The sequence below is a fragment of the uncultured Sphingosinicella sp. genome, assembly GCF_963974575.1.
Classification (GTDB): domain Bacteria; phylum Pseudomonadota; class Alphaproteobacteria; order Sphingomonadales; family Sphingomonadaceae; genus Sphingosinicella.
In genome coordinates, this window is sequence record NZ_CAXBBQ010000005.1 from 310,963 (window position 1) to 337,170 (window position 26,208).

The following is a 26,208-nucleotide window of genomic DNA, read 5'->3' on the forward strand; positions in this document are numbered from 1 at the left end:
CTCAACCGGGACGGTTCTTGCCCATCCACGCCGAGAGCGTGTTGGTGGAGGGCTGCCCCGCGCGCGTCGGATTGAGGCGGTCGTAAACCACGGCATTTTCCAGCACAGCGCGCACGTAGCCGCGCGTTTCGGTAAACGGGATTTCCTCCATCCAGCGCACGGCATCGACGCTTGGCAGTCGGGGGTCGCCGTTCGCGGCGATCCACTTCCGCACGTTGCCCGCACCGGCGTTGTAGGAGGCGATCGCGAGCATGTGGTTGCCGCCCCACTGATCGACGAGATTGAGGTAGTAGGTCGATCCGAGCTGGACGTTGTAGTTCGGATCCCCAGTGAGCGCCTCGGGGCGATAGCTCGTGCCCATCTTGCCCGCGGTCTCGCGCGCTGTACCGGGCATCAGCTGCATCAGGCCGCGCGCGCCGGCGCGGCTGACGGCGGTAGGATCAAAGCGGCTTTCCTGGCGGGTGATCGCGTGGATCATCGTCCAGTTGCTCGTCAGCACGCCGCCGACGGGCAGCTGCGGGTAAGCGAAACGCAGGATCGCGGGCGGTCCGTCTACCAGTTCGCCGCGGCTCGCGATCAGCGCATAATCGGCGCGGCCGAGCTGCTGCGCCAGCTCGCTGACGAGGAATTCGCGCGCCGACGTCTTCGCCCCGTCTGCAAGCGTTTTCAGGAACAGTGTCTGTTTCCCCCGGTCGCCCGCCATGCCGAGCAGGCGGGCAGCCGCGACGCGGTCGTCCGCTGCGAACGCCTGACGCTCGGGTGTCGGCACGACGGGATCAGCCGCCGTTGGAATCGAGAGTGGGCGGTTCAGCCGCTCGGCGGCGAGTTGGCCATAGAAGGTGAGGGGGAAGCGCGCCGCGGTTTCGAGATTACGGTTGGCGTCTATGGTGAGTCCCGCCGCTTCAGCCGCGCGTCCCGCCCAGTAATGCCCGCGTGAGCGTGTGCCCGCGAACGCCGCGGCGGCGGCGAAGTTCTCGAAGTGGCGGACGGCTTCGCGTGCGCGGTTCAGCTTGTGGAGCGCTGTCCACCCCGCCAGCCATTCAAGGCTGGTGAAGGTGTCGCGCTCGGCCGCGCTGTAGCTGGTCAGCGGGCGGTCGAAGGCGAAGCCGCCGTGATTATGGGCGATCTCGAAGGCGAGGCTGTTCTGATTGTCGTTCACCGCGCCTCGCGCCGCCGCCAAAACCTCGACCATCCAGGCGTTGCGGTCTCCCGCGCTGCCGGGCGCGATCTCTGCACGCGCAAGAAGCTGGCGCGCGGCAAGGCTGTTGCCGCTGGCGCGCAGGAAGGCGCTGCGGTCGGCGATGAGGCCCGGGTTGTTTTCGAAGCCGGTGCCGAGCTTGCTGATCGCGAGGTTGGCGTCCACCGCCGCAGGTGCCGCGGCCGCGCCCCTCGCGGCCGTTGCCCGCTGGAGCGCAATGCGCGCTTCTGCAAGCGTGCGGTCGCTCCCTGCCAGGAAGGTCAGCATCCGCGTCGCGGTCGCAAGATCGCCCTGCCAGAGCAGCCGATCCATGCGGAAAACGTGATCGTCGCGGCTGAGGATGCCGCCGAACGCCGCGAGGAACTGGTTTTCAAGCGCTGGACCGATGCCGCCCATGCGCCACGCCTGCTTCGCTTCGGTATTGGCGGCGTTGGTCATGCCTGCCGCCATCAGGGCTTCGGCGTGGCGGAAGCGGCCGATGCCCGAAAGCGGCGGCAGCACGCGGAAGAAGGAGAGGCGTGCGGCCATCGGCGTCGTATCGGTGATCGTGCCCTCGGCGCGGCGGCGCAGATCGTCGGCGCCCGGCCAGTCTGCGTTGGCGCGCAGGAACTCCGAAAATTCAGAGAACGTGGCCGTGTATTCCGGGCGCCGCAGACGGTCCCACAGCAGCAGCTTCTGCGCGGTCGGCGAGCCGCTGACGCCCATTGCGGAGACGGGGCGGAACTCGCGGCGGGCCTGCGCTTCCAGCCCCGCTTTCAACGCATCCGCGTCGGCACGAGACTGGGCGGCAGCGGGCGGCGCGGCAAGCGCAGCCGCCGAAAGCAGGGCAAATCGCAGAAGAACGCTGGTAACACTGGACACAGACTTTCCGAGCCTCCTATGACGCCACAAACAGGCCGACTGCGAACGACGCGTGCAAGAGTGCAGTAGCGGCGCGCGAGGAGGCAACGGGCGAGAGTAGCATGACAGCGAGATTCTACGGTTCCATTCCGGCACTTGTCACCCCGTTCCGCGACGGGTCGGTGGATTTTGCGACCTTCGAGGCATTTGTCGACTGGCAGATCGCCGAAGGCAGCACCGGCCTTGTGCCCTGCGGCACCACCGGCGAATCGGCCACGATGACGATCGACGAGCACAATGCCGTGACCGCCGCCTGCATCAAAGCCGCCGCCGGCCGCGTGCCGGTGATCGCGGGCTGCGGCTCCAACGACACGGCGTGCGCGGTTTCGCACGTCCGCCATGCCGAGAAGGCGGGGGCTGATGCGGCGCTCGTTGTCAGCCCCTATTACAACAGGCCCAATCAGGAAGGCCTCTATCAGCACTTCAAGGCGGTGGCCGAGGCGACCAGCCTGCCGATCATCCTCTACAACATCCCCGGACGCAGCGTCGTCGACATCGCGCCCGCAACGATGAAGCGGCTTTCCGAGATTCCGAACATTGTCGGCGTCAAGGATGCGACGGGTGTGCTTCAGCGCATTTCAGAGCAGCGCCTTTCCTGCGGCACGGACTTCATCCAGCTTTCGGGCAACGACGACATGACGCTCGGCATCATGGCTTCGGGCGGGCAGGGCTGCATCTCGGTGACGGCGAACGTCGCCCCGCGCCTGTGCGCCGAGTTCCAGACCGCCTGCCGCGAAAACCGCTGGAACGATGCGCTTGCGCTTCAGGACCGGCTTTTTCCGTTGCACGTGGGTCTCTTCTCGGACGCAAGCCCCGGCCCCGCGAAATATGCGCTTTCGAAGCTCGGCAAGCTGCGCGAAGAGCTGCGTTTGCCGATGGTTCCGGCCGGAGAGGCCGCGCGGCGCATTGTGGATGCTGCGATGGCCCATGCCGGGATCGGCTGATGGTGCGCCCGCAACGGGCTGGCAGCTTCAGCAAGGTCAAGACCGTCGCTGAAAACCGCAAGGCCCGCTACGAATATGCGATAGAAGACGTCTTCGAGGCCGGTATCGCGCTGACCGGCACCGAGGTGAAGTCGCTGCGCTTCGGCGAGGGTACGATCGCGGAGTCCTATGCCGAGGTGAACGGGGAAGAAGTGTGGCTGATCAACGCCAATATCCCCGAATTCAGCCACGGGAACCGCTTCAATCATGAGCCGCGGCGCCCCCGCAAGCTGCTGCTGCACAGCCGCGAAATCGCCAAGCTGCACGGTGCCGTCGCCCGGCAAGGGATGACATTGGTGCCGCTCTCCATATATTTCAACGAACGGGGTCGTGCGAAGGTCGAACTGGCGCTCGCCAAAGGCAAGAAGCTCCACGACAAGCGGGCGACAGAGCGTGACCGGGACTGGAAGCGCGATCAGGCGCGTATCCTCCGGGATCGCGGTTAGGGTTTTTGAATGCGGCTCATCAAGTGGCTGAAGGAAAAGCGCCCCTCACGAGAGGCGATGCTGGAAAACCGCTGGATTCGGCCGTTCGCCAATACCATCGGAAATCCGGTCATCTGGCATTTCAACCGTAAGTCGGTGGCGCGGGGCGTGGCGCTCGGCATGTTCTTCGGGCTCTCAATCCCCTTCGCGCAGGCGCCCGCAGCGGCACTCTTCGCCGTGCCGTGCCGCGCGAACTTGCCCGTTGCGGCGTTTGTCACCTTCATCTCGAATCCGCTGACCACACCCTTCATCGCCATCGGGGCGTACCAGATCGGCGCATGGATGCTGAACCGGCAGGACGGCGGGTTACTTGCGAACATGACGGCTGATCACTGGGCCGAGGACCTGATGGTCGTGGTCACCAACGCGCCGCTGCCGCTTGCGATCGGCCTGTTCGTCATCGCGACGTTCGGCGCGGTGATCGGCTACCTCGGCATTCATGGTATATGGCGCCTGTGGATTCACCAGCGGATGGAAGCCCGCCGGAAGCGGGACGCGCGGCGGACGGGAGACGGTGATGGGCGGGTTCCGGGAAAAGCTGGTTGAAACCAAGAAGGCGTGGGCGCGTGCCGGTCGCCTGCTGACGGGCAAGACCGCCGAACACGGCATCGATCGCCTGCCTCCGGGGCAGCGGCTCGTCGAAAACTGGCCGGTGCTCGATCTCGGCATCCAGCCCGATGTGCCGAAAACCGACTGGCAGCTTGTCATCGACGGTGCCGTCGAGAACCCCGTGACGTGGGATTGGGACGCGTTCCTCGCACAGCCGCAGGTGGAGGACGTCTCCGACATCCACTGCGTGACGCAGTGGTCTCGCTACGACAATCGCTGGAACGGCGTGTCGACACGTCACATTGCCGATGTGGTGAAGCCGCTCGGCGGGGTGAAGCACGTGCTCTTCACCAGTTACGACGGCTACACGACGAACGTCGAATATGCGCATTTCCTCGAAGAGGACTGCCTCGTCGCGCACACGCACGATGGCGCGCCGATCAGTCGCGAACACGGGGGGCCAGCCCGGCTGGTGATCCCGCGCTATTATTTCTGGAAAAGCCCGAAATGGCTGAAGCGCATCAGCTTCACGGTCGAAGACACGCCAGGCTTCTGGGAAGTGCGCGGCTATCACAATGTCGGCGATCCATGGCTGGAGCAGCGCTACAGTTGAACGTTTGTATAACGGAGTCGGCTGTTCATCGAAGGGTTGAGCCACGCATGCGCGCGCGGCGAGTAGGCTTCCGGTATGCTCATCTGTTTCAGGGACTGCCAATTATGAAGACTATTTTTCTGTGTGCTGCGTCTGCAGCAGCGCTCCTTGCCGCGCCTGCGTTTGCCGCCGACAAGCCGGAAATCGGCAGCTGGGGCTTCGACGAGGCGGGCATGGACCGCAACATCGCAGCCGGCGACGACTTCATCGGCTTTGCGGGCGGCACCTACCTGCGGAACCTTGAGATCCCCGCCGACCGTTCGAACTACGGCATGTTCACCAAGCTGCGCGATCTCAGCCAGGAACGGACGCGGACCATCATCGAAAGTGCCGCCGCCGGCCATGCCGGCAAGGGCTCGGTGGGCCAGAAGGTCGGCGACTACTACGCGAGCTTCCTCGACGAGGCGGCGATCGAAGCCAAGGGGATCACGCCGGTGCAGGCCGAGTTGGATGCGGTTGCCGGTATCAACTCGAAGACGGCGTTTGCGGCCGCGCTCGGCGAAGCGCTGCGCAGCTACGGCCCGTCGCCATTCCTCTACTACATCAATCAGGATGAGAAGGCGCCGGACCGCTACGTGCCGGTCTTCTATCAGGGCGGCATCGGGCTTCCCGACCGCGACTATTACCTCGTCGACAATCCGGCGTACGTGGAGGCGCGCGACAAGTACAAGGCGCACATCGCGCGGATGTTCGTGCTTTCCGGCGTTTCGGCTGATCAAGCGGCGAAAAAGGCCGCTGCGATCTATGAGCTCGAACACAAGTTTGCCGACGTGCATTGGACCGTCGTCGACAGCCGCGATTCCGACAAGGCCTACAACAAGTGGCTGAAGGCCGACTTCGCTGCGAAAGCGCCCGGCTTCGACTGGAACGCCTTCTTCGCCGCGGCAGGTCTCGGTAGCCAGAGCGAATTCATCGTCAGCCAGCCGAGCAGTTTTGCGGGCATGGCCAAGATCATGGGCGAAGCCGACATGGCCACGCTTCGCGACTGGCTTGCCTTCAAGACGCTGAAGGATGCCGCGCCGCTCCTGCCCAAGGCGTTCGTGGACGAGAACTTCGCGTTCGAGGGCACCACGTTGTCGGGAACCCCGGAAATCCAACCCCGCTGGAAGCGGGGCGTCGATTCCGTGAACAGCGCGCTCGGTGAGGCGGTGGGGGAACTCTACGTCGCCAAATACTTCACGCCGGAGGCAAAGGCGCAGGCGGATGCGCTCGTCCGCAACCTCATCGCAGCGATGGACGCGCGCATTGCGAACCTATCGTGGATGACACCCGAGACGAAGGTGAAGGCGCGCGCCAAACTTGCCGCGTTCAAGCCGAAGATCGGCTATCCGACGAAGTGGATCGATTATTCTGCGCTCGAAATCGAACCTGGCGACGCCTTTGGCAATGCGAAGCGCGCGGCTGCGTTCGAATATGACAGAAACCTTGCCAAGCTGGGCAAACCCATCGACCGCGACGAGTGGTTCATGACGCCCCAGACGGTGAACGCCTATGCGAACCCGACGATGAACGAGGTGGTGTTCCCCGCGGCCATCCTGCAGCCGCCGTTCTTCGATCCGAACGCTGACCCGGCGGTCAACTACGGTGCGATCGGCGCGGTGATCGGCCACGAGATCACGCACCATTTCGATGATCAGGGCCGCAAGTATGATCCGACCGGAAAGCTCGCCGACTGGTGGACCCCCGAGGACGTGAAGCGCTTCAAGGTCTATACCGATCAGGTTGTGGCGCAGTACGGTGCCTACGAGCCGCTTCCCGGCGCGCACATCAATGGCGAACTGACGCTGGGCGAGAACATCGCCGACATCGCGGGCCTCACCGTCGCCTACGACGCCTATAAGGCATCGCTTGGCGGGAAGCCCGCACCCGTGGTCGGCGGCTTCACCGGCGATCAGCGATTCTTCCTCGGCTACTCGCAGATCTGGAGGCAGAAGTACCGCGACGCCCAGCTTCGGCAGCAGCTCGCGACGGATCCCCATACGCCCGGCAACTGGCGGCCAACCGCCGTGCGTAATCTCGATGCTTGGTATCCGACCTTCAATGTAAAATCGGGCGAGAAGCTTTATCTGCCCGAAGACCAGCGCATCCGCATCTGGTAAATCCTTGACGCACGGGAGCCGTCCGGCCATGGACGGTTCCCGGCGTCGGGGAGTAGCGCAGCCTGGTAGCGCATCTGCTTTGGGAGCAGAGGGTCGCAGGTTCGAATCCTGTCTCCCCGACCACATCTTAAAAATGGCTGATTTCTGCGGTTTTTAGAGAGTGCTCTGTAGCAAGTTCTGTAGCGGCCTCTGTAGCAAATATGAACGGAATTGAGGCGAGCCGCGCCGCATCGTGCGCTCTGTTCTTGAAGAACAAAATAAGAACATTTATCCTCGCATTGATTCTTTAAGTGCTGAGGTACGACGATGCACCACGACACCGCTTTGCGTGCGGCTGCGCGCGCGATCTTTGAGAACGTCTATCCCGGCGATGATTGGTCGCCGGTGAGCTTCGATGAGGCGGAACGCTTTCGAACGGTCCACTACCGTAACGCGGTCGAGGCGGCACGCATGGCGCGTGCCTGCTTCACGCCGGAGGGGGCGCGGCAGCTGGCGTTATTGTAATTATGTCAGGGAAGCGGTTTAAATTGCCGAAGATGTTCGGGAGCCATGAGGTTTTGTTCGTGCATAGCCACGTAAATACGAAGCCCACTTGTTGCCTGCTCAGGAATTTTAGCGGCGTATGCCTCTTCGATTAATGCGCGCGCGTGATCGATTGCTGACACACTGCCAAGTAAGGCGGGATTCTCGGTAAATTTCTGTGCGAACTTACCGCATTTTTCCACAATTTCACGTTGCTCATTCGTCAGAATGACTGCCATCGACATGGAGATATCCTTTATTGTTAGACGCTTACATAGGTGGCCGCGCCCAACATTAAAGAGGGTGCATGGTGTTTGACACACACCGCACCCATCGCTCTATGAGTCGTCCCCGCCGCAATCGCGCGGTAGGAGATATGACACATGCCCACTATCGAAGAGTTGCACCGCACCCTGCCGACCATCGCCTTGATGCTTGAATGGGCCGACCACCACGACGAAGCCGATGCGATCTATGCGCGCTTAGAGGCGGAGGGGTGGAAAGATGATTATTAGATCGGTCGTGGGTGGCGTTACAGCCACCCATTAAATTTTTCTAAGTTAAGAATAGCTAAAACGGTACCTCTTCAATTTCGAGGTTTAGATTCATTTGTTCCCTAAACACGCCTGATGAAGTGTAAATCTCTAGAGATATAAACCCGGACATGGGATATTTTTCTTTTATTTCTTCGCCACTCCATCTTGTCCACACGAGCTTTTCACCTTTTAATTTGACTTGTGCCCATGCGCCGGAAGCCAGACGGGGAACGGGAGATTTTATAAAATGCCTGATTCCGGCGCTGCCACCTTCGCGAGGCGCTGAAGGGCATTCATCAGCGGATTGCTTGAATGTCCAATCCTTGCTTGTATGTAAATATATCGCTTCAATTTCCGGGGATTTTTTCTTAGTTTTGTTATGAATGTCAAAAATAAGTTCTATTTCTGCATGTGCCAAGTAGTCTTTTTTAATCAACTCTCCGCGTGCTCGGTTTAATTCTATAGTGAACGGGTTGGTGTTTTGCTTTTCTAGTTCCTCTTTTAGCCATTCTATTTCAAATTTAAGTTTTGTTTTCAGAGATTGAATAGATCCATTGTAAACTATGTGTCGGTGGTGTTTTAGATCAAAAGGAATGTCGTCAGCAGATTGTGTTAGGAGGGTGCAAATCTTACCTCGCGCGTGAGCGTAGCCTACTTCATAGAATACATTGGGATTTCTACCCGTCATATCCGCAATGATAAAATCTGCACTTTCGATTTGCCTATAAATACGTTCAAGTATTGTTTCTGAAAAGCTCTGTTCATCCACGCGCTCTGCGACTACTTCGCATTCCGTTGCAACGGCTTTAATGCCTAAGTGGTATATGTCGTTAAATTGATCCTCAAAGGGCATCAGAACGAAAGCGAATGGTTTTGTGGCCAACGAGTGATCCTATCTGAAATCTACAGCGTGACTTTCCAGAGCAATGCTGCTTGGGTCAACAGGTAGCTTTTCAAGCTTTGCTTTACCCATGCCACCATACAAGCGCGGCATGGGCTTCAAGAAACCCTTTCGCACTAAGCCGATCGTTCTGGGCGAGTACGCGCGGTCGAAGAAACGCCGAGGTGCAGGCTTGTTCGCCGTCAAGGTGCTTGGTGGTGCCGGGCTTGCGGGTGTGGTGTTGGGCTCGGCTCTAGGACTGCATGAGTCAGGCACTCTTGCGAGGGCAGGGGCGTTCGCTGGTGCTGTCGCGAAAGACGTGGCGGTCTCGCAAGGCATCATGCGTGCGAACACACCGCAGCCCGGCGCGTACTATCGTTATTGCGCCGATGCCCGTGCGGCGGGCGTTGCGCCGCTACGCATAGGTGAGCCGGGTTATAGGCCAGCGTTGGATCGTGACGGCGACGGCGTGGCTTGCGAGCCATACCGGGGGCGGTAGGTGCCTCACGTTGGAGGAGGGCATTGAATATACTGTGGAACCGCTTTGCCGAACCGTCCCCGTTGAAGATTTAACGGTGGCTCCGCAGCGGCAAGCAATATCGCCTCAATGTGGTTAAGGGCTTCCGATAGCTTCGGTGCAATATTGTTTTGCTCGTCGAGTGCATCGCCCAGAACGGCACGTGTCCCGAACCAGCTAAAGAGCTGCCACCTCTCCGCTAAATGGTCGTTTTTGTGGTTTCTGAGACGCTGAAACAGACATTGTGTTGCGGCCCCGCCCGCTTGACCAACGTACATGATGCGAAAATTGGAGTCGTAAAGTACGTAAACGCCGCGCTGCTCGCGGAAATCGACAGGTTGGGTCTTCTTTGATCCACTCTTTATGCCTAGCAAAGAACCAGCTTTTCCTTTGCCGCCGGTGCCCCACCACACCTTGTCGCGGCTCCAAAACAAACCATAGTTTCGAATGAGCATGTTTCTCTCCCCCAAAACGCTATTACGTCATCGCAATGATTTAATAGCAAGTGGCCCGATGAGAGCGTAATCCAAATCCGGAGAGGGTGGGGGCCGCGTCCGCCTGCGTTTCGAAACGAGGTCGCTTGACTTCCGAATGAAGTTCGGACTCGATTTCGTTGCGAATACAAGGTGATTCGTTTGTACGTTTCTTCTTGACTTCTATATATGGGTCATAACTCGCCTCCCACTTGGTCGATCATCAATGGATATAGATAAAGATCGAAGGTCAATGCTTGCATTGCACTTCACGGTTGCTTTGCCTTGGCTTCCCAAAACACGCCGCGCGCACGATCGCTCGCCGCATCCGACAATCCCGCCAGATGCATCGCGGCGTGTCGTCTTAACGCTGCTTGATCGTTCATCAGCGCTTTGCGCGAAATGATTTTCAGAATGAATTTTCCAAATCGAAAATGAAAAATCATTTTTGTTTGTTGTGCTCATAACCTTGACCACCTGGGGGAGGGGGTGGGGGTCCCCCTGCCGGGTGGTGCCTATGCGGCCCTGCGCTCGATGCGCTGGATCGCCGCGCGTGACACACCATACTCTTTCGCCAGCGTGCCCAAGGATACGCCCTCATTGCGCTTGGCGAGCACTGCACGCTGCTGTTCATCGGTAAGGGCTGATGGCCTGCCGAGTGCCTTGCCTTGGGCCTTGGCGCGGCTCAGGCCCGCTTGCGTGCGCTCTATAAGTAGGTCGCGCTCGAACTCCGCCACGGCAGCGATAACGCCCATTGTCATCTTGCCCGCCGCGCTGGTTAGGTCCACGCCGCCAAGGGCTAGACAATGCACGCGCACGCCTTCCTTAGCCAGCGTCTCGACCGTTGCCCGCACGTCCATTGCGTTGCGCCCCAAGCGGTCCAGCTTCGTCACGATCAGCACGTCACCGCTTTCAAGGCGATCGATCAGCTTCGCGAAGCCCTTGCGTTCCATCGCCGGGGTGGACCCTGACACGGTTTCCGCAATGATGCGCTTGGCTTCGACCTTGAAGCCAGCTGCCTCAATCTCCCGCACCTGATTGTCTGTAGTCTGATCGCCGGTGCTGACACGGCAGTAAGCGAAAGTGCGGGCCATTTGCGAATCCCCTGTATCGAAAGTGTGTATCGTTATATCGGGTGTATATAAAGGGTGCAAGGGCTATATTTCGATACAGTATCTATAGGGGTATCTATAAGGACCGTTTTCGATACAGCTTGGGAGGTTATATAGGACCGAAATGGTCCTATATTGTGGGATTTGGCTAGGGTGTGGCGATCGGAACGCCGGAGTGTGGCGGTGGCGTGTTCGGTGGCTTGCGGGTTTCGAGCGCGGCGGACGTGCGGGCATGGTTATTTTTTGTGCCGCGTGATTGTTTCTATTACGTAATGCGTTGTACTAAACAGGCATGGAACATGCGCTCGTTGATCTCGACGTCCTTCGTCTGAGTGTTCGCAACCCCTATTCGCGAAAGTATATAGACGAGGCGATACTGGCGTATAGGGCTGGCAGTCTAAAAGCTTCGATTGTCGCGACGTGGGTTGCTGTCACATATGACATTCTTGAAAAAATACGGGAGCTATCTGAGGACGGCGATGCTCAGGCACGTGAATTTATATACGCTTTTGATAATAACGTAAGAAATAATAATAAGACAAAGCTATTAGAAATAGAATCAAATTTAATAAAATATGCTAGAGATAAATTTCAATTTATTAATGCAATTGAAGAAATTCACTTAACGAGACTTAAAGAGGATAGAAATTACTGTGCCCATCCAACCTTTACGGAGGGTGGGGCGTTATTTTCTCCAAAACCCGAGCTCGTAAGATTGTATATAGTTGAAGCAATAAAAATTATTTTATGTCAGTTCCCAACTCAGGGTAACGCAATATTATCAAGGTTAAATGAGGATATTAAAGGAGATTTGTTTCCGAAAGATCGCGCTGGCGTTATTCGGTTTGTTAATTCTAGATATCTAAGCAAGCTGCGCGAGAGTTCCATTAAGAATTTCGGAGACGTGGTATTAAAGGCCGTATTTAAGGAGCTACCTGAAGGCTGGCCATCGCAGCCTCTATTGGCGATTTGTAGGGCCGTAGCAGATCATTCCCCAACGTTATGGAATGAGCATTTTTCGCAATTTGCAAGTCAATTGATTGACTCTGCGCCGTCGAAACTCTTGGCCAATGCTTTTTTATGGTGCCGTGAGTTTCCAGACATACAAGCGAAATTGTCACCTGCCGCACATGAACGAATGGTGACGCTTATACGTAATTTCGATGAAGAAAATGGTCAAAATACCGAAGTATTTGACTGTATATTGTTAGAAGAGTTTCAAAAAGAGGGCGTCTATAAATTTAAAAGATGCTCAAATCTTGTAAAAAATCGTATACTAAATCGGCGCGCACATGAGGCATTTTGGCCTGTATGCTTGGATGTAATGTCTGAATCTTCTTCATATAGAGGTGCTGAAGATAATTTTGATAAACTCATTATTCCTTTTATGATTTCTCGTCGAGACAGATACGTTCAGGATGTTTTAAATAGAATATCGAAGAACGATCAAATCTATGATGCGGCAAAAATTCCAAGAATATTGAAGTTTTTTATTGAAGGAATAAAGATTCTTTGGATAGATGGCGATGATATAACAGATTTTTTCGACATGTTAAGAGAAGATGATTACAGGATAGATCGGTACGCGGATGTAGTATTGTCCTTGAAAAGTTCTGGTGTGACTATTCCAGTTGATTTGATAGGAAAACTAGAGAGCTCTTCGGTGAATGAAAGCGCCGCTCCCGCTCCCGCTCCCGCTGACAATGATGAGGATGACGTGCCATTCTAAATTCCGTTGGTATTCGCCTCAATGATAGCAGCCCCGAACGCATCGCCGGGGGTTGCATCTGACTTCGTAATGTCGCGGCTCTTCTTCGCCATGCCGAGTTGAATAAGCAGCTGACGCATAGCCGCGACGTTCTTGCGGTGGTTCTCGTGGTCCACTGCTTTCCCTTCAAGCAGGTCCGCAGTTTCCTGCTCAAGCAGCATCGATAAGGTCGCCGCGCTCATAAGCATGATGCGTTCGGCGGCGGTCGGTTCGCGGCCTAGCTGCGTTGTGAGTTCGCTGCCGAGTACCTTGAACCTGCGCGCGGGCATGGTGCGCTGATCGATCTTGCGGCCCGCGACGACGAGCTCGAACGCCGGTGTGTGTTCATTCGTCATTGGCGGGCTTCTTCCTTGTGTGCTGGTTTCGGTGCTTGCGGAACAGGCTGCTTTTCGGGAACAGGTCGCGCGTGACGGGGCGCTGTCCTGAGAAGAATGCGAGCATTTCGGTGCGGACGTGATCGGGGTTTAGGCCAGCGGCTTCGCATACGGTGCGGAAGTCAGCGCCGCCGCGTTCAAACCATGTGCGGGCACGCTGCTTGGCAAGGTCGCGGCCCTCTGGACGTTCGGTAGGGACGCCGATCGCATCGCGGACGGCTTCGCAGATGACCGCGCGGAACAGTCGCTGTTCGGGTGCAAGGTCGTCGGCGTTCGGTTCGTCATCGGTGGTGATATGGCGGCGGGAGGTGCTTGCGCTCATGTCTGCGGCTTCCTGACATACACGCGGCAACGGCAATTGATTTCAAGCGGCGGGATCATCACGAGGCCTAGGGGTGTGTCGAACGGTTCGTTCAGGGCAACGCCGGATGCGTTCATGCGGGGAACCTGCGCGTGGGCATGGCGGACTCGTTCGTCGGCAGCGGTGCGCCAGAACCGCTTTGTGCCTACGGGGACCGCGCCAAGGGCTTCGGCGATTTGCCAGCCGATCAGTTTGCCGCCTTCGGTTGCGGTGTGCGTGTGCATGGCGGCGGCAACCTTCATGCGGTGCTTGCGTAGGGCGGTCGCGTGGCGGTCTAGCAGTGCGTCGGCGTGATCGGGTGTGAACTTGCCGGGGTTCGTGAGGGCCGCAAATATCATTTGGCGCTGCGGTGCTGTGACGTGGCCGCGTAGGCGCTGGACGCGGGCGCTTACGGCATCAAGGCGTGCTTGGCCGTTTAGTCGCGTGGTGCCCGCCGCGATCTCGTCATGCAGGAAGCGGCGCATTGTATCGAGTTGCTTGGCCTGCGTGGTGGTGAGGCCGACTGATCGCCGGAGTTGGCGTGCGATGGCGGTGGTGGTGCCGGATGAGTTGACCGCGCGGTCGATCGCATCGCGCATGAACGTGGAGTCATCGGCATACAGGCGGCGGATGGCATCACGCGCATATTCGGCGCGGCCTGCGCGGAACAGGGGGTGATTGTCGAGGAAGGCGCTGCCGAACATTGCGGCCGCGAGGATGGCGACACCGGCGAAGAGTTCGGCGAGGCCACCGATTGGGCTTGTGGGGCTGTCTTCGTCGAGGATGAGCTCGCGCAGCGGCTCGAAGTCTTCGTTATAGAAGCCAAGGGCGGCGGAAAGCTGCGCGCTCGTGTGTTCGGCGTCTTCGAAGTTGTTCAGGACCGCTTCAATGGTCTGGGCATCGATCGCCGCGAGGGCGTTTTCATAGATCGGCAGGATGACCGCTAGCAGGTCGCTTTCGGCGACTTCGGCGATGCGGTCGATTTCGTTATCGGCGCTCATAGCAGCACCTCCGCCGTGTAGGCGCTTGGGGTGCGGAGGTACGGCTCAATGAGGCGGCGGACATGCACGGGGATTTCGTCGGGGGTGTCGGGGAAATACATTTCCATCGCCGGGCCGATCTGGCGCATCTGCACGCGGAGGTCGGCGGGCTCGGGATTGGCGAGCATGTGGAAGGCAAGTTCGGCGGTTGCGATGGCAAGCGCCGATGGTGTGGTCGGTGTTGCAAAGAGGCTGAGTGTTCGCAGGCTGCGATCGTTCGGGATGACGCCGGTGCGTGGCCATGCCAGCGACTGTGCTTCGGTGGCAGGCTGGCCTAGCCACTTCATGCGGTCGAGTAGGGCGGTCGCGTGGATCAGCGCACGCGCGCACGTGGTGGCGTCGGCGGCGGCCCAAGCGGCGGACGTAAGGCGTTGCTCGGCAAGCTCGCCTGCATCCTCCACGCTGATGTAGCTGTTTTCGCCGACGATCGCGGCGAGGACTTCGTATTCGTAGGTATCGTCTTCGGTTTCGTCTGACATTGATCCAGCCTTGGGAATGAAGGCCGGTCACGCGGCTAGGAGGGCCACCACCGGCAGTCAGTGTTATGTTTCCCACGGGCACTTACTGACTTGCCCGCACGCCGGAGTGAGGAACGCTCCGGCGATGCCTCGTGCCCGCGCCACGTGGCACGCGGGCACCGAGTATCGGTTAGATGGCGCGAACACCCTTGAGGCGTGCGGCTGCGCGGGGGTGCTTGATGACCATGCCGCTGTACCATTCGATGCGGGTTCGAAGGGCGGGCTTATCATCGACTTCGCCAAGATCCCGCACGCTGATCGGTGCGGTCTGGATGCCGTGGAATGTGTCCGCGCCGAAGCGCACCGCGTAGATCGAAGAGGTGACGTTAGACGAACCCTGCGTCTCGTCGAACGCGAGGATTTCCGCGCCGGTCTCATCCTCTTCGACGATGCCGAAGGGAACGCCTGCATAGCCGTCGAGTTCGCGGCCCAGCTGATCGGTGGTGATCGTGAGTGCGTTCACGCTGCGCGCCAGCTGGCGAGCCTTGCGGCGAAGCCCCTTGTTCATCAGGAGCATGGAAGGCGTAGGCGTGTGCTTCGTGATCGCGGTGGTCGTCGGTGCGTCCACTCGGTCGCCTGCGTCCCATTCTGCTCGCCACGCCGCGATGATGGGGAGGGCGCGGCGCTCGGCAAGCTGGCGATCGGTCGTGCCAAGTGACTTGATGCGCTCGCGTGGACCTCCAAGGGTCTGCCTCTGGCGTGGGACAGCAATTCGCACGTGCCATGTTCCTCTTTTCCCACGCTGAAACAGGTGCCGCGAAATCATGCCTACGCCCTCTTGCTCTGTAGCAAGTTCTGTAGCAAGTCGTGTAGCAGGTGTCACTATAAGCCTTTGAAAAAGCGCGACTCGTTGCGATTTCTGTGTCAAGGGGCTTGTTGGATTCACATCCTGTCTCCCCGACCAACGGATTTTCTTGTTCCGGCACCCCCCTGGAATTTCCCAAGACCACAAAGGATAGAGGCAGGGCAGGGCGGGGCTTTGATGTTGTCCTTGACGCTTTTTTAAGCGGTGTTGTGCTCCAAATGGGGAATGAAAACCTATTTATCGACTGTTGTCGCGTTCGGCGCCGTGACGGCGTTCAGCGCGCCGGCTCAGGCGGCGCTCATCACGTGTCCGTCCAGCTTCGTTGCGGACGGCACCGCCAAGCTGTTCAATGGCAGCAACAGTGCCGCGGCAGCTTGCCAGTACGATAACGCGACCTCGCAAAGCACTGTTGCCAGCCTTGCCAACATCAATACGTCCGGCTTCTTCGGCTACAGCGATTGGGTCGGCAACAGTCAGGGGCAGATTGATTCCGGGGTCGGCGGAGCGGGGGCGTTCAATGTCGCCGGTATCGATTTCGCAGCCTACGATTACATTCTCGTGTTCAAGAGCGGCGCCGGAACGCATCTGACTGCATTCCTCTTCAACGAGGAATTCGCGTCGGGCAATTGGACGACGCCGTTTACCGATCCGCCGTTCGACCTGCCGGGTAAGAGCACTTCACATGGTGTTTCGCATTACTCGATCGTGAAGCGCTTCAACCCGAAAATTGAAGAGCCGCCGGTCAACATCCCGGAGCCGGAAGTGCTGGCGCTGCTCGGTCTTGGAATTGTTGGGCTTGGCCTGATCCGGCGCCGGCTTCGCAGTCGCTGACGCTTTAAAGGATTTAGCGAGCGGGAGGCGTCCAGGGATGGGCGCCTTTTTCGTTTTTCAGCCCAGGCGCGCCTGCCAATTCATGTCCAAAGGATGGGACTCTCGTTTTTAGTGACGGGCTTCAAGGGCGCACGCGTGTTGTCGAGCCTTGCCGGCCACGTCGTGCGGGAAGCGCCAGGCTTCCCACCTCGCCGCCAAAGGCGATGCCGGCGACTTTTTCTCTTTTCTCTTCAGAATTTTCAATTATTGAAAATGTGGCCGGATTGGGAGAGGGAGGGCGCGATGAGGTTCGTACGGATGGGCCGCTTGATAGGCGTGCTGGCGTTGCTTTGCGCGACGAGCCCTGCCTTCGCTGATCGTTTCGATCCGGTTCGCACGGCCATACGCGAGCAGATTGTGGAGAGCGGCGTGCCTTCCATTACCGTTGCGGTAATGCAGGACGGCAAGATTATCTGGGAGGAGGGCTTCGGCTGGGCTGATCGCGAAAAGCAGATCGCTGCGGATGCGCACACCATGTATTCGCTCGCATCGATTTCGAAGCCGATTACGGCCACCGGGCTGATGACGCTTGTTAAGGGCGGGAAAATCGATCTCGATCGTCCCGCTGACGATTATCTCGGCAATGCGAAGCTGACGGCTCGGGTCGGCGACGCGAGAGATGCGACTGTGCGGCGCATCGCGGGGCATACAGCGGGCCTGCCTCTATACTATCAGTTTTTTTACGAGGATGAACCGGTTGCCCGTCCGCCGATGGGAGAAACCATTCAGCGTTATGCCAATTTGGTAAGCGCGCCGGGTGAGCGATACCAGTATTCCAATCTCGGCTTCGGCATCCTCGACCATATCATCAGCCGCGTTTCGGGCAGCAGCTATGCGGATTTCATGCGTCGGGAGGTTTTCCTGCCGCTTGGATTGACCCGCACGACGGTGGATATAGGGCCGGGTCTCGAACCGTATACGGCGACGCGCTACGACCAAAACGGACAGCCAATCCCCTTCTATACGTTTGACCATCCCGGCGGCTCGGCAGTCTTTTCGAGCGCGCACGATCTTGTTCGTTTCGCTGGGTTCCACCTCAAGAACCGTTTGCCGGGGCAAAAGCAGATCCTTGGCGCCGCGATGATCGATGAAATGCACCGCCCGATCGATCCGCAGGCCGATCGTGAGGAGGGAAGTGGTTACGGCATTGGTTTTAACGTGCGGACAAAAGACGGTTACCGTGTCGTCTCGCATTCGGGCGGCATGGCAGGTGTCGCCACGATCATGCAGCTTTTTCCCGATCGCAACGTCGCCATAGTGGTTCTCACCAATTCCAGCAGCGCGGCGCCGCGCATCATCGCCGACAAGATCGCCGCAACCATGCTGCCGGGTTGGAAGCCTTCGCCGGTGCCGACAGAACCGGAAACACGGCCATTTTCGCCCACGCCCGCTCTCGTGGGAACATGGAAAGGCACGTTGTCGACACCCGAGACGGAGATGCCGGTCGAGCTCGTCTTTCAGAATGACGGGCTGATCCGTGCCACGTTCGGCAACCAGTTGCCGACGCTCGTTTCCAAGGCTCGGTTCGAGAGGGGCTTTTTCGACGGTGACCTCAACGCGCGTATCCCGAACCCCGATGTTCGGCGCTACAGCTACTTCGTGCATCTCGCGCTGAAATTGGACGGTGCGATGCTCCGCGGTGCCGCGACTGCGATCGGGGATAGGGACAACGACCGCGTTCGCAATGCGCTTACGCATTGGCTGGCGCTGACGAAGCAGCCCTGAACCTGCCCGGTCAATTCACGATTTCCTTGCGCACTTCCGACTGATATCAGCGGCACTGGTCAGGTTCGGAAATATGACGGGCGCGCGCTGCGCCTCGTGTGCTGTTATGGGAAGCGTATGGCCGAAACCTTTGCCGCGGCGGGACCACCCCGTTTCCAGTTGGCGCTGCCATCGATCGCGGAAACCGCGCTCCGTTCCAATCTCGACGCTGTCGGCATCAGCTATGCGCGGATCGACCCCGCCTCGCTGTTCGGGGCGCCGCTGGCAAAGCTGCCGCTGATCGTTTCGGGGAAAGCCGGTCTTGTCGCCGGGACGGGGCAGCCTTTGGCGGACATCGGAATTCTATCCAAAACTGCACCAGTTATAGTCATTCTGGACGACGATGCGTTGGACGACGCGATATCCATTATGGATATTGAAGGTGTCGAACTGGCCGTATGGCCGCTGGAGGCCGAGGACATCTTGAGCATTCTTCAACGCATCGACATCGGGCAGGGGTACGCGGCGGGTGTCCATGACAGAGGGCCGGACGCCTTTGTCCAGATCGGTATGCTGAGCGATGAGGTCAGCCGTATTGCCGATCAGCTCGCGCGCCTTGCGAGCATGAAGGATGGACCCGTGCTGCCCGCGGCTGTGACGGACCGCAGCGCTGCGGAAACCGCGCGGAGTATCCGGGAGATCATCCGCAAGCGGCAGGTGCGCAAGCAGTTCTTTCCGGCCGAACTCTTCGCCGATCCGGCCTGGGATATCATGCTCGACCTTGCCGCCGCTCGGCTGGAAGGCAAGCAGGTCAGCGTCTCCAGCCTCTGCATCGCCGCCGAGGTGCCGACGACGACGGCGCTCCGCTGGATCAAGGGTATGACCGACGCCGGGATGCTGGCGCGGCGCAGCGATCCCGAGGACGGACGCCGGAGCTTCATCGACCTGTCCGACGAGGCGGCCGAGGCGATGGACCGCTACATCGCACTCGTCGACAGCGGCGCGATCTGATCCAGCCTAGAAGGGCAGAAAGCTCTTCTTCTTCGAAAAGCGCAGATAACCGGCGTTAACGCCAAGTCGCCAGCCCACGCCCAGCTTGATGGGCACGATCACCACGTCGCCGCGCTGCACATACTGGGCGGAAAGGCCACCGATGATGTAGGCTTTGCCTTCCGCGGCGGGGTAGGCGCGGAACAGCTCCTCGGTATCGTAGAGCTTATAAATGAGAATGAATGTCTTGCTGCCGTCGGCGCCGACATCGAAGCCGATGGACGGCCCGCGCCAGTAGATCGGCATTTCGCCTTCCACCTTGTGGTAGAGCTTACCCTCGCCATAGCGCACACCGACGCCGATGGCGCCGCCGCCTTCGCGCCCGGCGATATAAGCGTTGGGCTGGCCGAGATCCTTGAAAACCGTCTCGATCATGCGGGCGAGGCCTTCCGCGCCGCGCCCGAAGACGTTCTCGGCGGCGCTGAGCACCTCGCTCTGGCTGAACACGGGCTGCAGGTCGCCGTCACCCACCGCACCGGGTGCTGCAGTGGAGGCGGGGGCTGTGGGCAGGCCGCTTTGCGCGGAGGGCTCGGACGGGGGCGGAGGTGGGGGAGTCGCTGGAGCGGCGGCGACCGGCGCGGTGGACGGCGGCACTTCGGCAGACATCGTTCCGTAGGCGGCCTCGCTTCCGGGCACCGGCGCCAGATCGGCATTGGCGTCCTGCGCGTGCGCAGTCGCTGCCAGGATCATCATCGAAAACACCGCAAAACCGGTCCGGCCCATACGAAACATCAACCTTAATCTCCCGCTTCATTGACGGCTTCGGAGAGACCATGCGACGGGGAGTCCCCGAAATCAATGGCGCCTGCCGCAGCGTTACTTGAAAGCCGCACGGCTGAACCCGGCTTGAACCGACAGATACTTAGTATGCGTCACGCTCTTGTCACCCGGTGCGTGGCATGTTGAAATATGGCTCAAATGAGTCCGACTCGGCATCGAGCGGCCATACTGGGGAGAGAAACGTGACGTTGCAGGATGATATTGCACGCGTTTCGGTGCGCACCATGGATAATATTCGTCCGGCTGCGGAGGCGCTGCGCGACATGGTGGAGCGCAACGCGCCGAGCTTCCGCGTCGCGATCACCGACAATATCTGCTCGAAGCGGCCGATGGTGGACGATGAGGGGAACACGCTCTCTTCAGAAGTCTTCGGCTTCGTAAGCGATGAGGAACGGCAATGGAGCGAGCACCGCGTCGCGCTCAGCTCTCCGCTGCTTCGAGCGTGCCGCTATGAAAGCGAGCCGTTCTGGGCGAACGAGGAGGGCTTCCGCACACAGCAGCCGAACCCGTACCTCGACGGTATCGACCTTTCGAACTTCGACAAACGCGCGATGTGCCATGCCGCCGTGGTGATCCCGGTACACCTGCCTTTCGGCCAGATCGGTGTCGCGGTCATCGGATCGGCGCGGAATCTGAGCGACCTGTCGGAGGTCTACGAAAATTTTGCCGACGAATGGGGCGTGTGGGTCCACCGCTTCCTTGCAGGCTATGTGAAGCTGATGCGGACACGCAAGTGGCTGCCGATGGACTGCCAGCTGACCAAGCGCGAGGTCGAGTGCCTGCGCTGGGCGGCCGTCGGCAAGACCGACAAGGAGATCAGCCTGATCCTCGCGCGGAGCCACGCCACGGTGCGCTTCCACATCCAGAACGCGGGCGAGAAGCTGGACGCGGTGAACCGCAGCCAGACGATCTTCAAGGCCGCGCAACTGGGGTATCTCGGCCTCGCGGCTTAGGACGATCCACTTCGCGAAGCGGAGTGCGCTACACGCGCCCGAAGCCTCCACCGCCGGGGGTTTCGATTTCAACCGCATCGCCTGACTGAACCTCTGCGCGCGCGGTAGCGGCGAGGGGCTCGCTCGTGCCGTTTTTGCGGATGACGCGGCCTGCGCCGGGTTTCGCATCCGCGCCGCCGGAGAGGCCGAAGGGCGCGACGCGGCGGCGGTTGGCGAGGAGACTGACGGTCATCGGTTCTAGGAATGCGAGGCGGCGGATAACGCCGTCGCCACCCTTGTGCCGGCCTGCGCCGCCAGAATCGCGCCGGACGGCGAAGTTTTCGACGCGGACCGGGAAACGAAGCTCGAGCACTTCGGGATCGGTGAGGCGGCTGTTGGTCATGTGCGTCTGCACGGCGTCGGCGCCGTCGAAGTCCGGCCCGGCGCCGGAGCCGCCCGCGATCGTTTCGTAATACTGATGCCGGGCATTGCCGAAGGTGAGGTTGTTCATCGTGCCCTGCGCGGCGGCCATGACACCGAGCGCGCCGTAGAGTGCGTCGCAGATCACCTGGCTGGTTTCCACGTTGCCCGCGACGACGGCTGCGCCTGCCCCGGGATTGAGCATGGAGCCTTCGGGCACGATGAGCGTGATCGGGCGCAGGCAACCCTCGTTCATCGGGATGTCGTCGTCGACCAGCGTGCGGAACACGTAGAGCACGGCGGCGCGGCAGACCGACAGCGGCGCGTTGAAATTGTCGGGGAACTGCGCGCTCGTGCCGGTGAAATCGACCGTGGCCGCGCGGCTCGCATGGTCGATGGTGACGCGGACCTCGACCGCTGCGCCATTATCCATTTCGTAGCGGAAGTGGCCGTTCGTCAGCGCGCCGATGGCCTGGCGCACGGCCGCCTCGGCATTGTCCTGCACGTGGCGCGTGTACGCCTCCACCGTATCGAGGCCGAATTCGGCGATCATGGCGCGCAGCGCATCACCGCCGCGCGTGCAGGCGGCGACCTGCGCCTTCAGATCGGCGATGTTCTGGGCCGGATTTCGCGCCGGATAGGGGCCGGATGCGAGCGTTTTCTGCGTCTCTGTTTCGCAAAACGCACCGGCCGAGACGAGAAGTTCGCTGTCGAAGAGGACGCCTTCATCCTCCAGCGTCTTTGAGTCCGGCGGCATCGAACCGGGGGTGAGGCCGCCGATATCGGCCTGATGGCCGCGCGCGGCGGTATAGAACAATATGTCGCCGCCGTCCGCGCGGGCGAACACGGGCGCGACCACGGTGACGTCGGGCAAATGCGTCCCGCCGTTCATCGGGTTGTTGAGCGCGAAGGCGTCTCCGGGGCGCATCCGGCCGCCGTGCGCGCGGATGACGGCGCGCACGCTGTCGCCCATCGAGCCGAGATGCACGGGCATGTGCGGCGCGTTGGCGATGAGGCCGCCTGCGAGGTCGAAGAGCGCGCAGGAGAAATCGAGGCGCTCTTTGATGTTCACCGAATGCGCGGTGGTCTGGAGCGCGATGCCCATTTCCTCGGCGATGGCCATGAAGCGGTTGTTGAAGATTTCGACCATCACCGGATCGGCGTCGGTGCCGAGCGCGCGCTGCGCGGGGAGGGGGACGACGCGGCGGAGGATGAGCTCGGCGCCGGGGGACACCTCGCCGCGCCAGCCTGCATCGATGACGGTGGTGGCGCCGTCTTCGAGGATGACGGCGGGACCGTTTATCGCCTCGCCGGGCACGAGGGCGCCGCGCGCGAGGACGGGGGCTTCGACGGAGGCGCCGTCCACGATCATCGTGCAGGCGGAGGGTGCGTGCGACGCGCTTTCCACGCGGATCGGCGGCGCGGGCCAATGGCCGACCGCTTCCACGCTCACCGCCTCGATCACCAGCGCGCCGCCGGGCATCACGTAGCCGAACCGGGCGCGGTGCTCGGCCTCGAAGGCGGCACGCATGTCTTCGGGCGGGGCGAGCGGGAGGGAGAGGCCGCTGTCGGCCCCGGCGTAGCGAAGCTCCGCGCGGCGGGCGACGGAAACGCCCGCGAGGTCGTTTGCCTGCGCGGCGAGCGCGGCACGGGCATCGGCTTCGAGCGTGTCGGCAAGGGCTTCCGCAGAGGCGACGCCCTCATCCAGCGGTGCGCCGAGCGTGCGTTCGCGCAAGGCGGTGAGATCGGCGAGGCCCATGCCGAGCGCCGAGAGCAGCCCGGCGAGCGGGTGCACGTAGACTTGGCCGATGCCGAGCGCGTCGGCGACCTTGCAGGCGTGCTGGCCGCCCGCGCCGCCGAAGCTGGAGAGTGTGCAGGTGGTGACGTTGTGGCCGCGCTGGATGGAAATCTGGCGCACGGCCTTGGCCATGTCGTCCACCGCGATGGCGATGAAGCCTTCCGCGAGTGCCGCGCCGGTGATGGGGTGTCCGGTGGCGGCGGAGACCTCGGCTGCGAGAGCGTCCACGTGGCGGACGACGGCGTCGCGGTCGAGCGGCTGATCGCCGCCGGGGCCGAAGATCGCCGGGAAGTGCGCGGGCTGGATACGGCCGAGGTAGATGTTGCAATCGGTGATGGTGAGCGGCCCGCCGCGCCGGTAGCTCATCGGGCCGGGGTTCGCGCCCGCCGATTCCGGGCCGACGCGCAGCCGCGCGCCATCGAAACGGCAGATCGAGCCGCCGCCCGCCGCGACCGTGTGGATGGCGAGCATCGGCGCGCGGATGCGTGTGCCTGCGACGACCGTTTCGTGCGTCCGCTCGAAGCTTCCGGTGTAGAGCGAGACATCGGTCGAGGTGCCGCCCATGTCGAAGCCGACGACGCGGCTTATGCCTGCGGCCCCGGCCGTCTTTGCCATGCCGACGATACCGCCCGCCGGGCCGGAGAGGATCGCGTTCGCACCGCTGAAGGCGCCTTCGCCTGCAAGGCCTCCGCTCGACTGCATGAACATCAAGCGCGTGCCGGGGTCGAGCTTGCTCGTCACCTGCCGCACGTAGCGGCGCAGGGCCGGGGAGAGGTAGGCATCGGCGACGGTGGTATCGCCGCGTCCGACGAGCTTGATGAGCGGCGCGATCTCGTGGCTAACGGAAATCTGCGTGAAACCAGCGGCTTCCGCGAGGTTTTTCAGGCGCCGTTCATGGTCCGGGAAGCGGTAGCCGTGCATCAGGACGATGGCGACGGCGGTGAGGCCGCGTGCGCGGGCGGCGGCGAAGCCTGCGGCGGCTTGCGTCTCGTCGAGGGGCTCGACAATCTCGCCGTCCGCGCCCACGCGCTCGCCCACCTCCAGCACCTCCGCATAGAGCGGCGATGGTTTGGCGATGGCGCGGGTGAACAGCTTCGGGCGGGCCTGATAGCCGATGGCAAGCGCATCCGCGAAGCCGCGCGTGATCGCGAGCAGCGTCGGCTCGCCCTTGCGTTCGAGGAGTGCGTTGGTGGCGACGGTGGTGCCCATCTTCACCGACGCGACATTTGCATCGGGCGCATGGCCGAGCAGGCGAGAGATGCCTTCGATGGCGGCGTCGGCGTATTGCTCCGGGTTTTCGGAGAGCAGCTTTGCGGTTTTCAGCGTGCCATCGGGCGCGCGCGCGACGATATCCGTGAACGTGCCGCCGCGATCGATCCAGAATTGCCAGCCCTGCGTCATGCAACCGGGTTACAGGATGCCGCCGCCGATCGAAAGACGAACCGCCGCAAGAATCAGCACGAAGATGTTGAGGTTGCGGCCGCCGTTGCTGTCCGACAGGACGCCGATGCCCGCGCCGAGCGCTGCGATCGGCAAGGCAAGCCAGTTGATGATGCCGATGAAGGGAAACAGCCCGACGATGCCGACGATCAGCGCGACAAGGCCGATCAGGATGGAGATGAGGTTCAGCATTGCGGGTTCCAGTGTGTCGTTTGACTATAACACCAATTTAGGTTGTCGTGGCGACTTGGCAAGGTGCGAGGCGAGATGATCGACCCGATGGACCTCCGCGAGCTTCTGCTTGCCCATGCCCGCGCGCGGGAGAGCGTGACCTATGCGGAGGCGCTGGCGGCGTTCGGCTACAGCTTCTCGCGGCCCAAGATGCGCGCGCTGTGCGTAATCCTCGGCGATGTGGACGCCCACGCGCGCGGGCGCGGCGAGCCGGAGATGGCAGTGCTCGTCGTGCGCCAGTCGGACAGACTGCCGGGGCAGGGCTGGTGGGTGGCGGGCGGGGCCGAAGGGTACACGGGCGTGTGGGAAGGCCCGGACGCGCGGCGGCATGTGGCGAAGCTGCAGAAGCGCGTGTTCGATTATTGGGCGAAGCAGCTGTAAAGTTGGCCTGTGTCTGATGTTTCCGGTCGCACCACGAGAGAGCGTACGCGGCATATTGGATTGATGATGCTGAACCCTGCTCAACGAGGGGCGAGCACAACGTCCAGCCCTACGCGCGCGAAGGTAACAACCTCATTTTGGTTGCCGCCGTTCATAAGGGCGATCATCTGTGGCCAAAGTTGAGGGTCTGGGGTCGTGTCCGGATTAAAGACGCGCGTGATTCGCACGACACGCAGGCCGAGCGCACTTGCATAAGCATCAGCTTCCTGTTTGGCTTTCTCGACGGCTTGGGCGATGGCTGATCGCCGAGCGTCGGTGTCGTCTAGAAGGGACAGAGTTGGGCGTTGGGTGTCCACCTCGTCCTGCTCGAACACGATTTTGCGCACGGTCGCTAGATGAGACATTTTGGTCAGCTCAATTTGCACCCCGACGGTCGCGACCTTTCCCCTGGACCTTGCGCCGAGCAACGCTGCTACGCCGGAGCCGTCAAACGCATCCTGATCTGAGTCGGGTGGACTGCTTATAAATCCCATCCGCACCATGTCTTCGGGCTGAATGCTGATCGCGGAGTCTGGCACGCCGATAGCACGCAGCTTGCTTAACAGACTTTGGACCGCAGCATCGCGGGTGGCGACGGCTTGAGCGGCGTTATCGCCCCGTGCCGAAACGACGAGACGAAAGCGTGCGACTTCGGGTTGGCTACGTACAGAGCCCGAGCCCAAGACTTGGGCCAGAACTTCGCCGGGTGCGAGCAACGGGGAATTTTCCTCATGTGCCGCGAGCGGCGTCGAGGAGATTAGGCCGCGTTGACAAAAGACTTCAGCCATAGGCGGACGGCGGCGAGGTTGAGG

29 protein-coding genes and 1 tRNA gene are annotated in these 26,208 nt (G+C 60.9%); 15 read left to right on the forward strand and 15 right to left on the reverse strand.

What is annotated here, in order from left to right; all coding sequences use genetic code 11:
• Window position 1 precedes the first annotated feature (1 nt).
• Window positions 2-2,059, reverse strand: coding sequence for a lytic transglycosylase domain-containing protein (locus tag AAC014_RS11680; protein WP_339708639.1), 2,058 nt, complete (start codon window positions 2,057-2,059; stop codon window positions 2-4).
• Between the two features lie 101 nt (window positions 2,060-2,160).
• On the opposite strand from AAC014_RS11680, the gene dapA reads away from it, so the two are divergent.
• The 7 genes from dapA to AAC014_RS11715 all read left to right on the forward strand — a co-directional run bounded on the left by dapA (window position 2,161) and on the right by AAC014_RS11715 (window position 7,370).
• Window positions 2,161-3,042: a 4-hydroxy-tetrahydrodipicolinate synthase gene (gene dapA / locus AAC014_RS11685; protein ID WP_339708641.1), complete on the forward strand. Its 882-nt coding sequence runs from the start codon at window positions 2,161-2,163 to the stop codon at window positions 3,040-3,042.
• Window positions 3,042-3,527 carry an SsrA-binding protein SmpB gene (smpB, locus tag AAC014_RS11690; protein WP_293778240.1) on the forward strand — a complete coding sequence of 162 codons (486 nt, stop codon included), beginning with the start codon at window positions 3,042-3,044 and terminating at the stop codon, window positions 3,525-3,527. The genes dapA and smpB overlap by 1 nt, the downstream gene beginning before the upstream one ends.
• A 9-nt stretch (window positions 3,528-3,536) precedes the next feature.
• Window positions 3,537-4,112, forward strand: a complete 576-nt coding sequence (locus tag AAC014_RS11695) for a DUF2062 domain-containing protein (RefSeq protein WP_339708646.1) — start codon at window positions 3,537-3,539, stop codon at window positions 4,110-4,112.
• Window positions 4,084-4,728 (forward strand): sulfite oxidase-like oxidoreductase, encoded by a 645-nt coding sequence (locus tag AAC014_RS11700; RefSeq protein WP_339708648.1) that lies wholly within the window; start codon window positions 4,084-4,086, stop codon window positions 4,726-4,728. Before AAC014_RS11695 ends, AAC014_RS11700 begins: the two co-directional genes overlap by 29 nt.
• Before the next feature lie 104 nt (window positions 4,729-4,832).
• Complete coding sequence (locus AAC014_RS11705) at window positions 4,833-6,866, forward strand: M13-type metalloendopeptidase (RefSeq protein ID WP_339708650.1); 2,034 nt, start codon at window positions 4,833-4,835, stop codon at window positions 6,864-6,866.
• A gap of 46 nt (window positions 6,867-6,912) precedes the next feature.
• Window positions 6,913-6,989 (forward strand) — tRNA-Pro (locus AAC014_RS11710).
• Window positions 6,990-7,172: 183 nt separating this feature from the next.
• A complete protein-coding gene (locus tag AAC014_RS11715; protein WP_339708652.1) occupies window positions 7,173-7,370 on the forward strand; it encodes a hypothetical protein in 198 nt (65 codons plus the stop codon).
• Between the two features lie 5 nt (window positions 7,371-7,375).
• Here the strand turns inward: AAC014_RS11715 and AAC014_RS11720 are convergent, their stop codons facing one another.
• Window positions 7,376-7,633, reverse strand: coding sequence for a hypothetical protein (locus AAC014_RS11720; RefSeq protein WP_339708654.1), 258 nt, complete (start codon window positions 7,631-7,633; stop codon window positions 7,376-7,378).
• Window positions 7,634-7,771: 138 nt separating this feature from the next.
• On the opposite strand from AAC014_RS11720, the gene AAC014_RS11725 reads away from it, so the two are divergent.
• Window positions 7,772-7,903 (forward strand): hypothetical protein, encoded by a 132-nt coding sequence (locus AAC014_RS11725; protein WP_339708656.1) that lies wholly within the window; start codon window positions 7,772-7,774, stop codon window positions 7,901-7,903.
• 55 nt (window positions 7,904-7,958) lie between these two features.
• Here AAC014_RS11725 and AAC014_RS11730 read toward each other — a convergent pair whose 3' ends face one another.
• Window positions 7,959-8,807, reverse strand: coding sequence for a hypothetical protein (locus tag AAC014_RS11730; RefSeq protein ID WP_339708658.1), 849 nt, complete (start codon window positions 8,805-8,807; stop codon window positions 7,959-7,961).
• Window positions 8,808-9,144: 337 nt separating this feature from the next.
• Between AAC014_RS11730 and AAC014_RS11735 the strand changes: the two genes are divergently transcribed.
• Entirely contained in the window at window positions 9,145-9,303 is a 159-nt protein-coding gene (locus AAC014_RS11735; RefSeq protein ID WP_339708717.1) for an excalibur calcium-binding domain-containing protein, read from the forward strand.
• A 5-nt stretch (window positions 9,304-9,308) separates the two neighbouring features.
• Here the strand turns inward: AAC014_RS11735 and AAC014_RS11740 are convergent, their stop codons facing one another.
• The 3 genes from AAC014_RS11740 to AAC014_RS11750 all read right to left on the reverse strand — a co-directional run bounded on the left by AAC014_RS11740 (window position 9,309) and on the right by AAC014_RS11750 (window position 10,888).
• On the reverse strand, window positions 9,309-9,776 hold the full coding sequence (locus AAC014_RS11740) for a GIY-YIG nuclease family protein (protein ID WP_339708660.1): 468 nt from the start codon (window positions 9,774-9,776) through the stop codon (window positions 9,309-9,311).
• Window positions 9,777-10,063: 287 nt separating this feature from the next.
• A complete protein-coding gene (locus AAC014_RS11745) occupies window positions 10,064-10,240 on the reverse strand; it encodes a hypothetical protein (RefSeq protein ID WP_339708662.1) in 177 nt (58 codons plus the stop codon).
• A 69-nt stretch (window positions 10,241-10,309) separates the two neighbouring features.
• Complete coding sequence (locus AAC014_RS11750; RefSeq protein ID WP_339708664.1) at window positions 10,310-10,888, reverse strand: recombinase family protein; 579 nt, start codon at window positions 10,886-10,888, stop codon at window positions 10,310-10,312.
• Between the two features lie 310 nt (window positions 10,889-11,198).
• Between AAC014_RS11750 and AAC014_RS11755 the strand changes: the two genes are divergently transcribed.
• On the forward strand, window positions 11,199-12,635 hold the full coding sequence (locus AAC014_RS11755; protein ID WP_339708666.1) for a hypothetical protein: 1,437 nt from the start codon (window positions 11,199-11,201) through the stop codon (window positions 12,633-12,635).
• Here the strand turns inward: AAC014_RS11755 and AAC014_RS11760 are convergent.
• The 5 genes from AAC014_RS11760 to AAC014_RS11780 all read right to left on the reverse strand — a co-directional run bounded on the left by AAC014_RS11760 (window position 12,632) and on the right by AAC014_RS11780 (window position 15,712).
• Entirely contained in the window at window positions 12,632-13,009 is a 378-nt protein-coding gene (locus AAC014_RS11760) for a hypothetical protein (RefSeq protein WP_339708668.1), read from the reverse strand. The two genes, AAC014_RS11755 and AAC014_RS11760, sit on opposite strands and share 4 nt — an antisense overlap.
• A complete protein-coding gene (locus tag AAC014_RS11765; protein ID WP_339708670.1) occupies window positions 12,999-13,370 on the reverse strand; it encodes a hypothetical protein in 372 nt (123 codons plus the stop codon). The genes AAC014_RS11760 and AAC014_RS11765 overlap by 11 nt, the downstream gene beginning before the upstream one ends.
• Entirely contained in the window at window positions 13,367-14,389 is a 1,023-nt protein-coding gene (locus AAC014_RS11770; RefSeq protein WP_339708672.1) for a hypothetical protein, read from the reverse strand. Before AAC014_RS11770 ends, AAC014_RS11765 begins: the two co-directional genes overlap by 4 nt.
• A complete protein-coding gene (locus AAC014_RS11775; protein ID WP_339708674.1) occupies window positions 14,386-14,907 on the reverse strand; it encodes a DnaT-like ssDNA-binding protein in 522 nt (173 codons plus the stop codon). Before AAC014_RS11775 ends, AAC014_RS11770 begins: the two co-directional genes overlap by 4 nt.
• 169 nt (window positions 14,908-15,076) lie before the next feature.
• A complete protein-coding gene (locus AAC014_RS11780) occupies window positions 15,077-15,712 on the reverse strand; it encodes a major capsid protein (protein ID WP_339708676.1) in 636 nt (211 codons plus the stop codon).
• Between the two features lie 303 nt (window positions 15,713-16,015).
• On the opposite strand from AAC014_RS11780, the gene AAC014_RS11785 reads away from it, so the two are divergent.
• The 3 genes from AAC014_RS11785 (at window position 16,016) to AAC014_RS11795 (ending at window position 19,336) form a co-directional block, all read left to right on the forward strand.
• On the forward strand, window positions 16,016-16,582 hold the full coding sequence (locus AAC014_RS11785; protein ID WP_339708678.1) for a PEP-CTERM sorting domain-containing protein: 567 nt from the start codon (window positions 16,016-16,018) through the stop codon (window positions 16,580-16,582).
• A gap of 282 nt (window positions 16,583-16,864) precedes the next feature.
• On the forward strand, window positions 16,865-18,346 hold the full coding sequence (locus AAC014_RS11790; RefSeq protein WP_339708680.1) for a serine hydrolase domain-containing protein: 1,482 nt from the start codon (window positions 16,865-16,867) through the stop codon (window positions 18,344-18,346).
• Window positions 18,347-18,463: 117 nt separating this feature from the next.
• Window positions 18,464-19,336, forward strand: coding sequence for a hypothetical protein (locus AAC014_RS11795; protein ID WP_339708682.1), 873 nt, complete (start codon window positions 18,464-18,466; stop codon window positions 19,334-19,336).
• Window positions 19,337-19,342: 6 nt separating this feature from the next.
• Here the strand turns inward: AAC014_RS11795 and AAC014_RS11800 are convergent, their stop codons facing one another.
• Window positions 19,343-20,107 (reverse strand): DUF1134 domain-containing protein, encoded by a 765-nt coding sequence (locus tag AAC014_RS11800; protein WP_339708684.1) that lies wholly within the window; start codon window positions 20,105-20,107, stop codon window positions 19,343-19,345.
• Window positions 20,108-20,337: 230 nt separating this feature from the next.
• On the opposite strand from AAC014_RS11800, the gene AAC014_RS11805 reads away from it, so the two are divergent.
• Window positions 20,338-21,108 carry a helix-turn-helix transcriptional regulator gene (locus AAC014_RS11805; protein ID WP_339708686.1) on the forward strand — a complete coding sequence of 257 codons (771 nt, stop codon included), beginning with the start codon at window positions 20,338-20,340 and terminating at the stop codon, window positions 21,106-21,108.
• 28 nt (window positions 21,109-21,136) lie between these two features.
• On the opposite strand, the gene AAC014_RS11810 is transcribed toward AAC014_RS11805, so the two are convergent.
• A complete protein-coding gene (locus tag AAC014_RS11810) occupies window positions 21,137-24,706 on the reverse strand; it encodes a hydantoinase B/oxoprolinase family protein (RefSeq protein WP_339708688.1) in 3,570 nt (1,189 codons plus the stop codon).
• Window positions 24,707-24,715: 9 nt separating this feature from the next.
• Window positions 24,716-24,937, reverse strand: a complete 222-nt coding sequence (locus AAC014_RS11815; RefSeq protein WP_293778301.1) for a hypothetical protein — start codon at window positions 24,935-24,937, stop codon at window positions 24,716-24,718.
• 75 nt (window positions 24,938-25,012) lie between these two features.
• Here AAC014_RS11815 and AAC014_RS11820 point away from each other — a divergent pair, with 75 nt between their 5' ends.
• Window positions 25,013-25,357, forward strand: coding sequence for a ribose-phosphate pyrophosphokinase (locus tag AAC014_RS11820; protein WP_339708691.1), 345 nt, complete (start codon window positions 25,013-25,015; stop codon window positions 25,355-25,357).
• Between the two features lie 80 nt (window positions 25,358-25,437).
• Here AAC014_RS11820 and AAC014_RS11825 read toward each other — a convergent pair.
• Window positions 25,438-26,208, reverse strand: a 771-nt coding sequence (locus tag AAC014_RS11825; protein WP_339708693.1) for an SIMPL domain-containing protein, incomplete at its 5' end; no start/stop codon positions are given.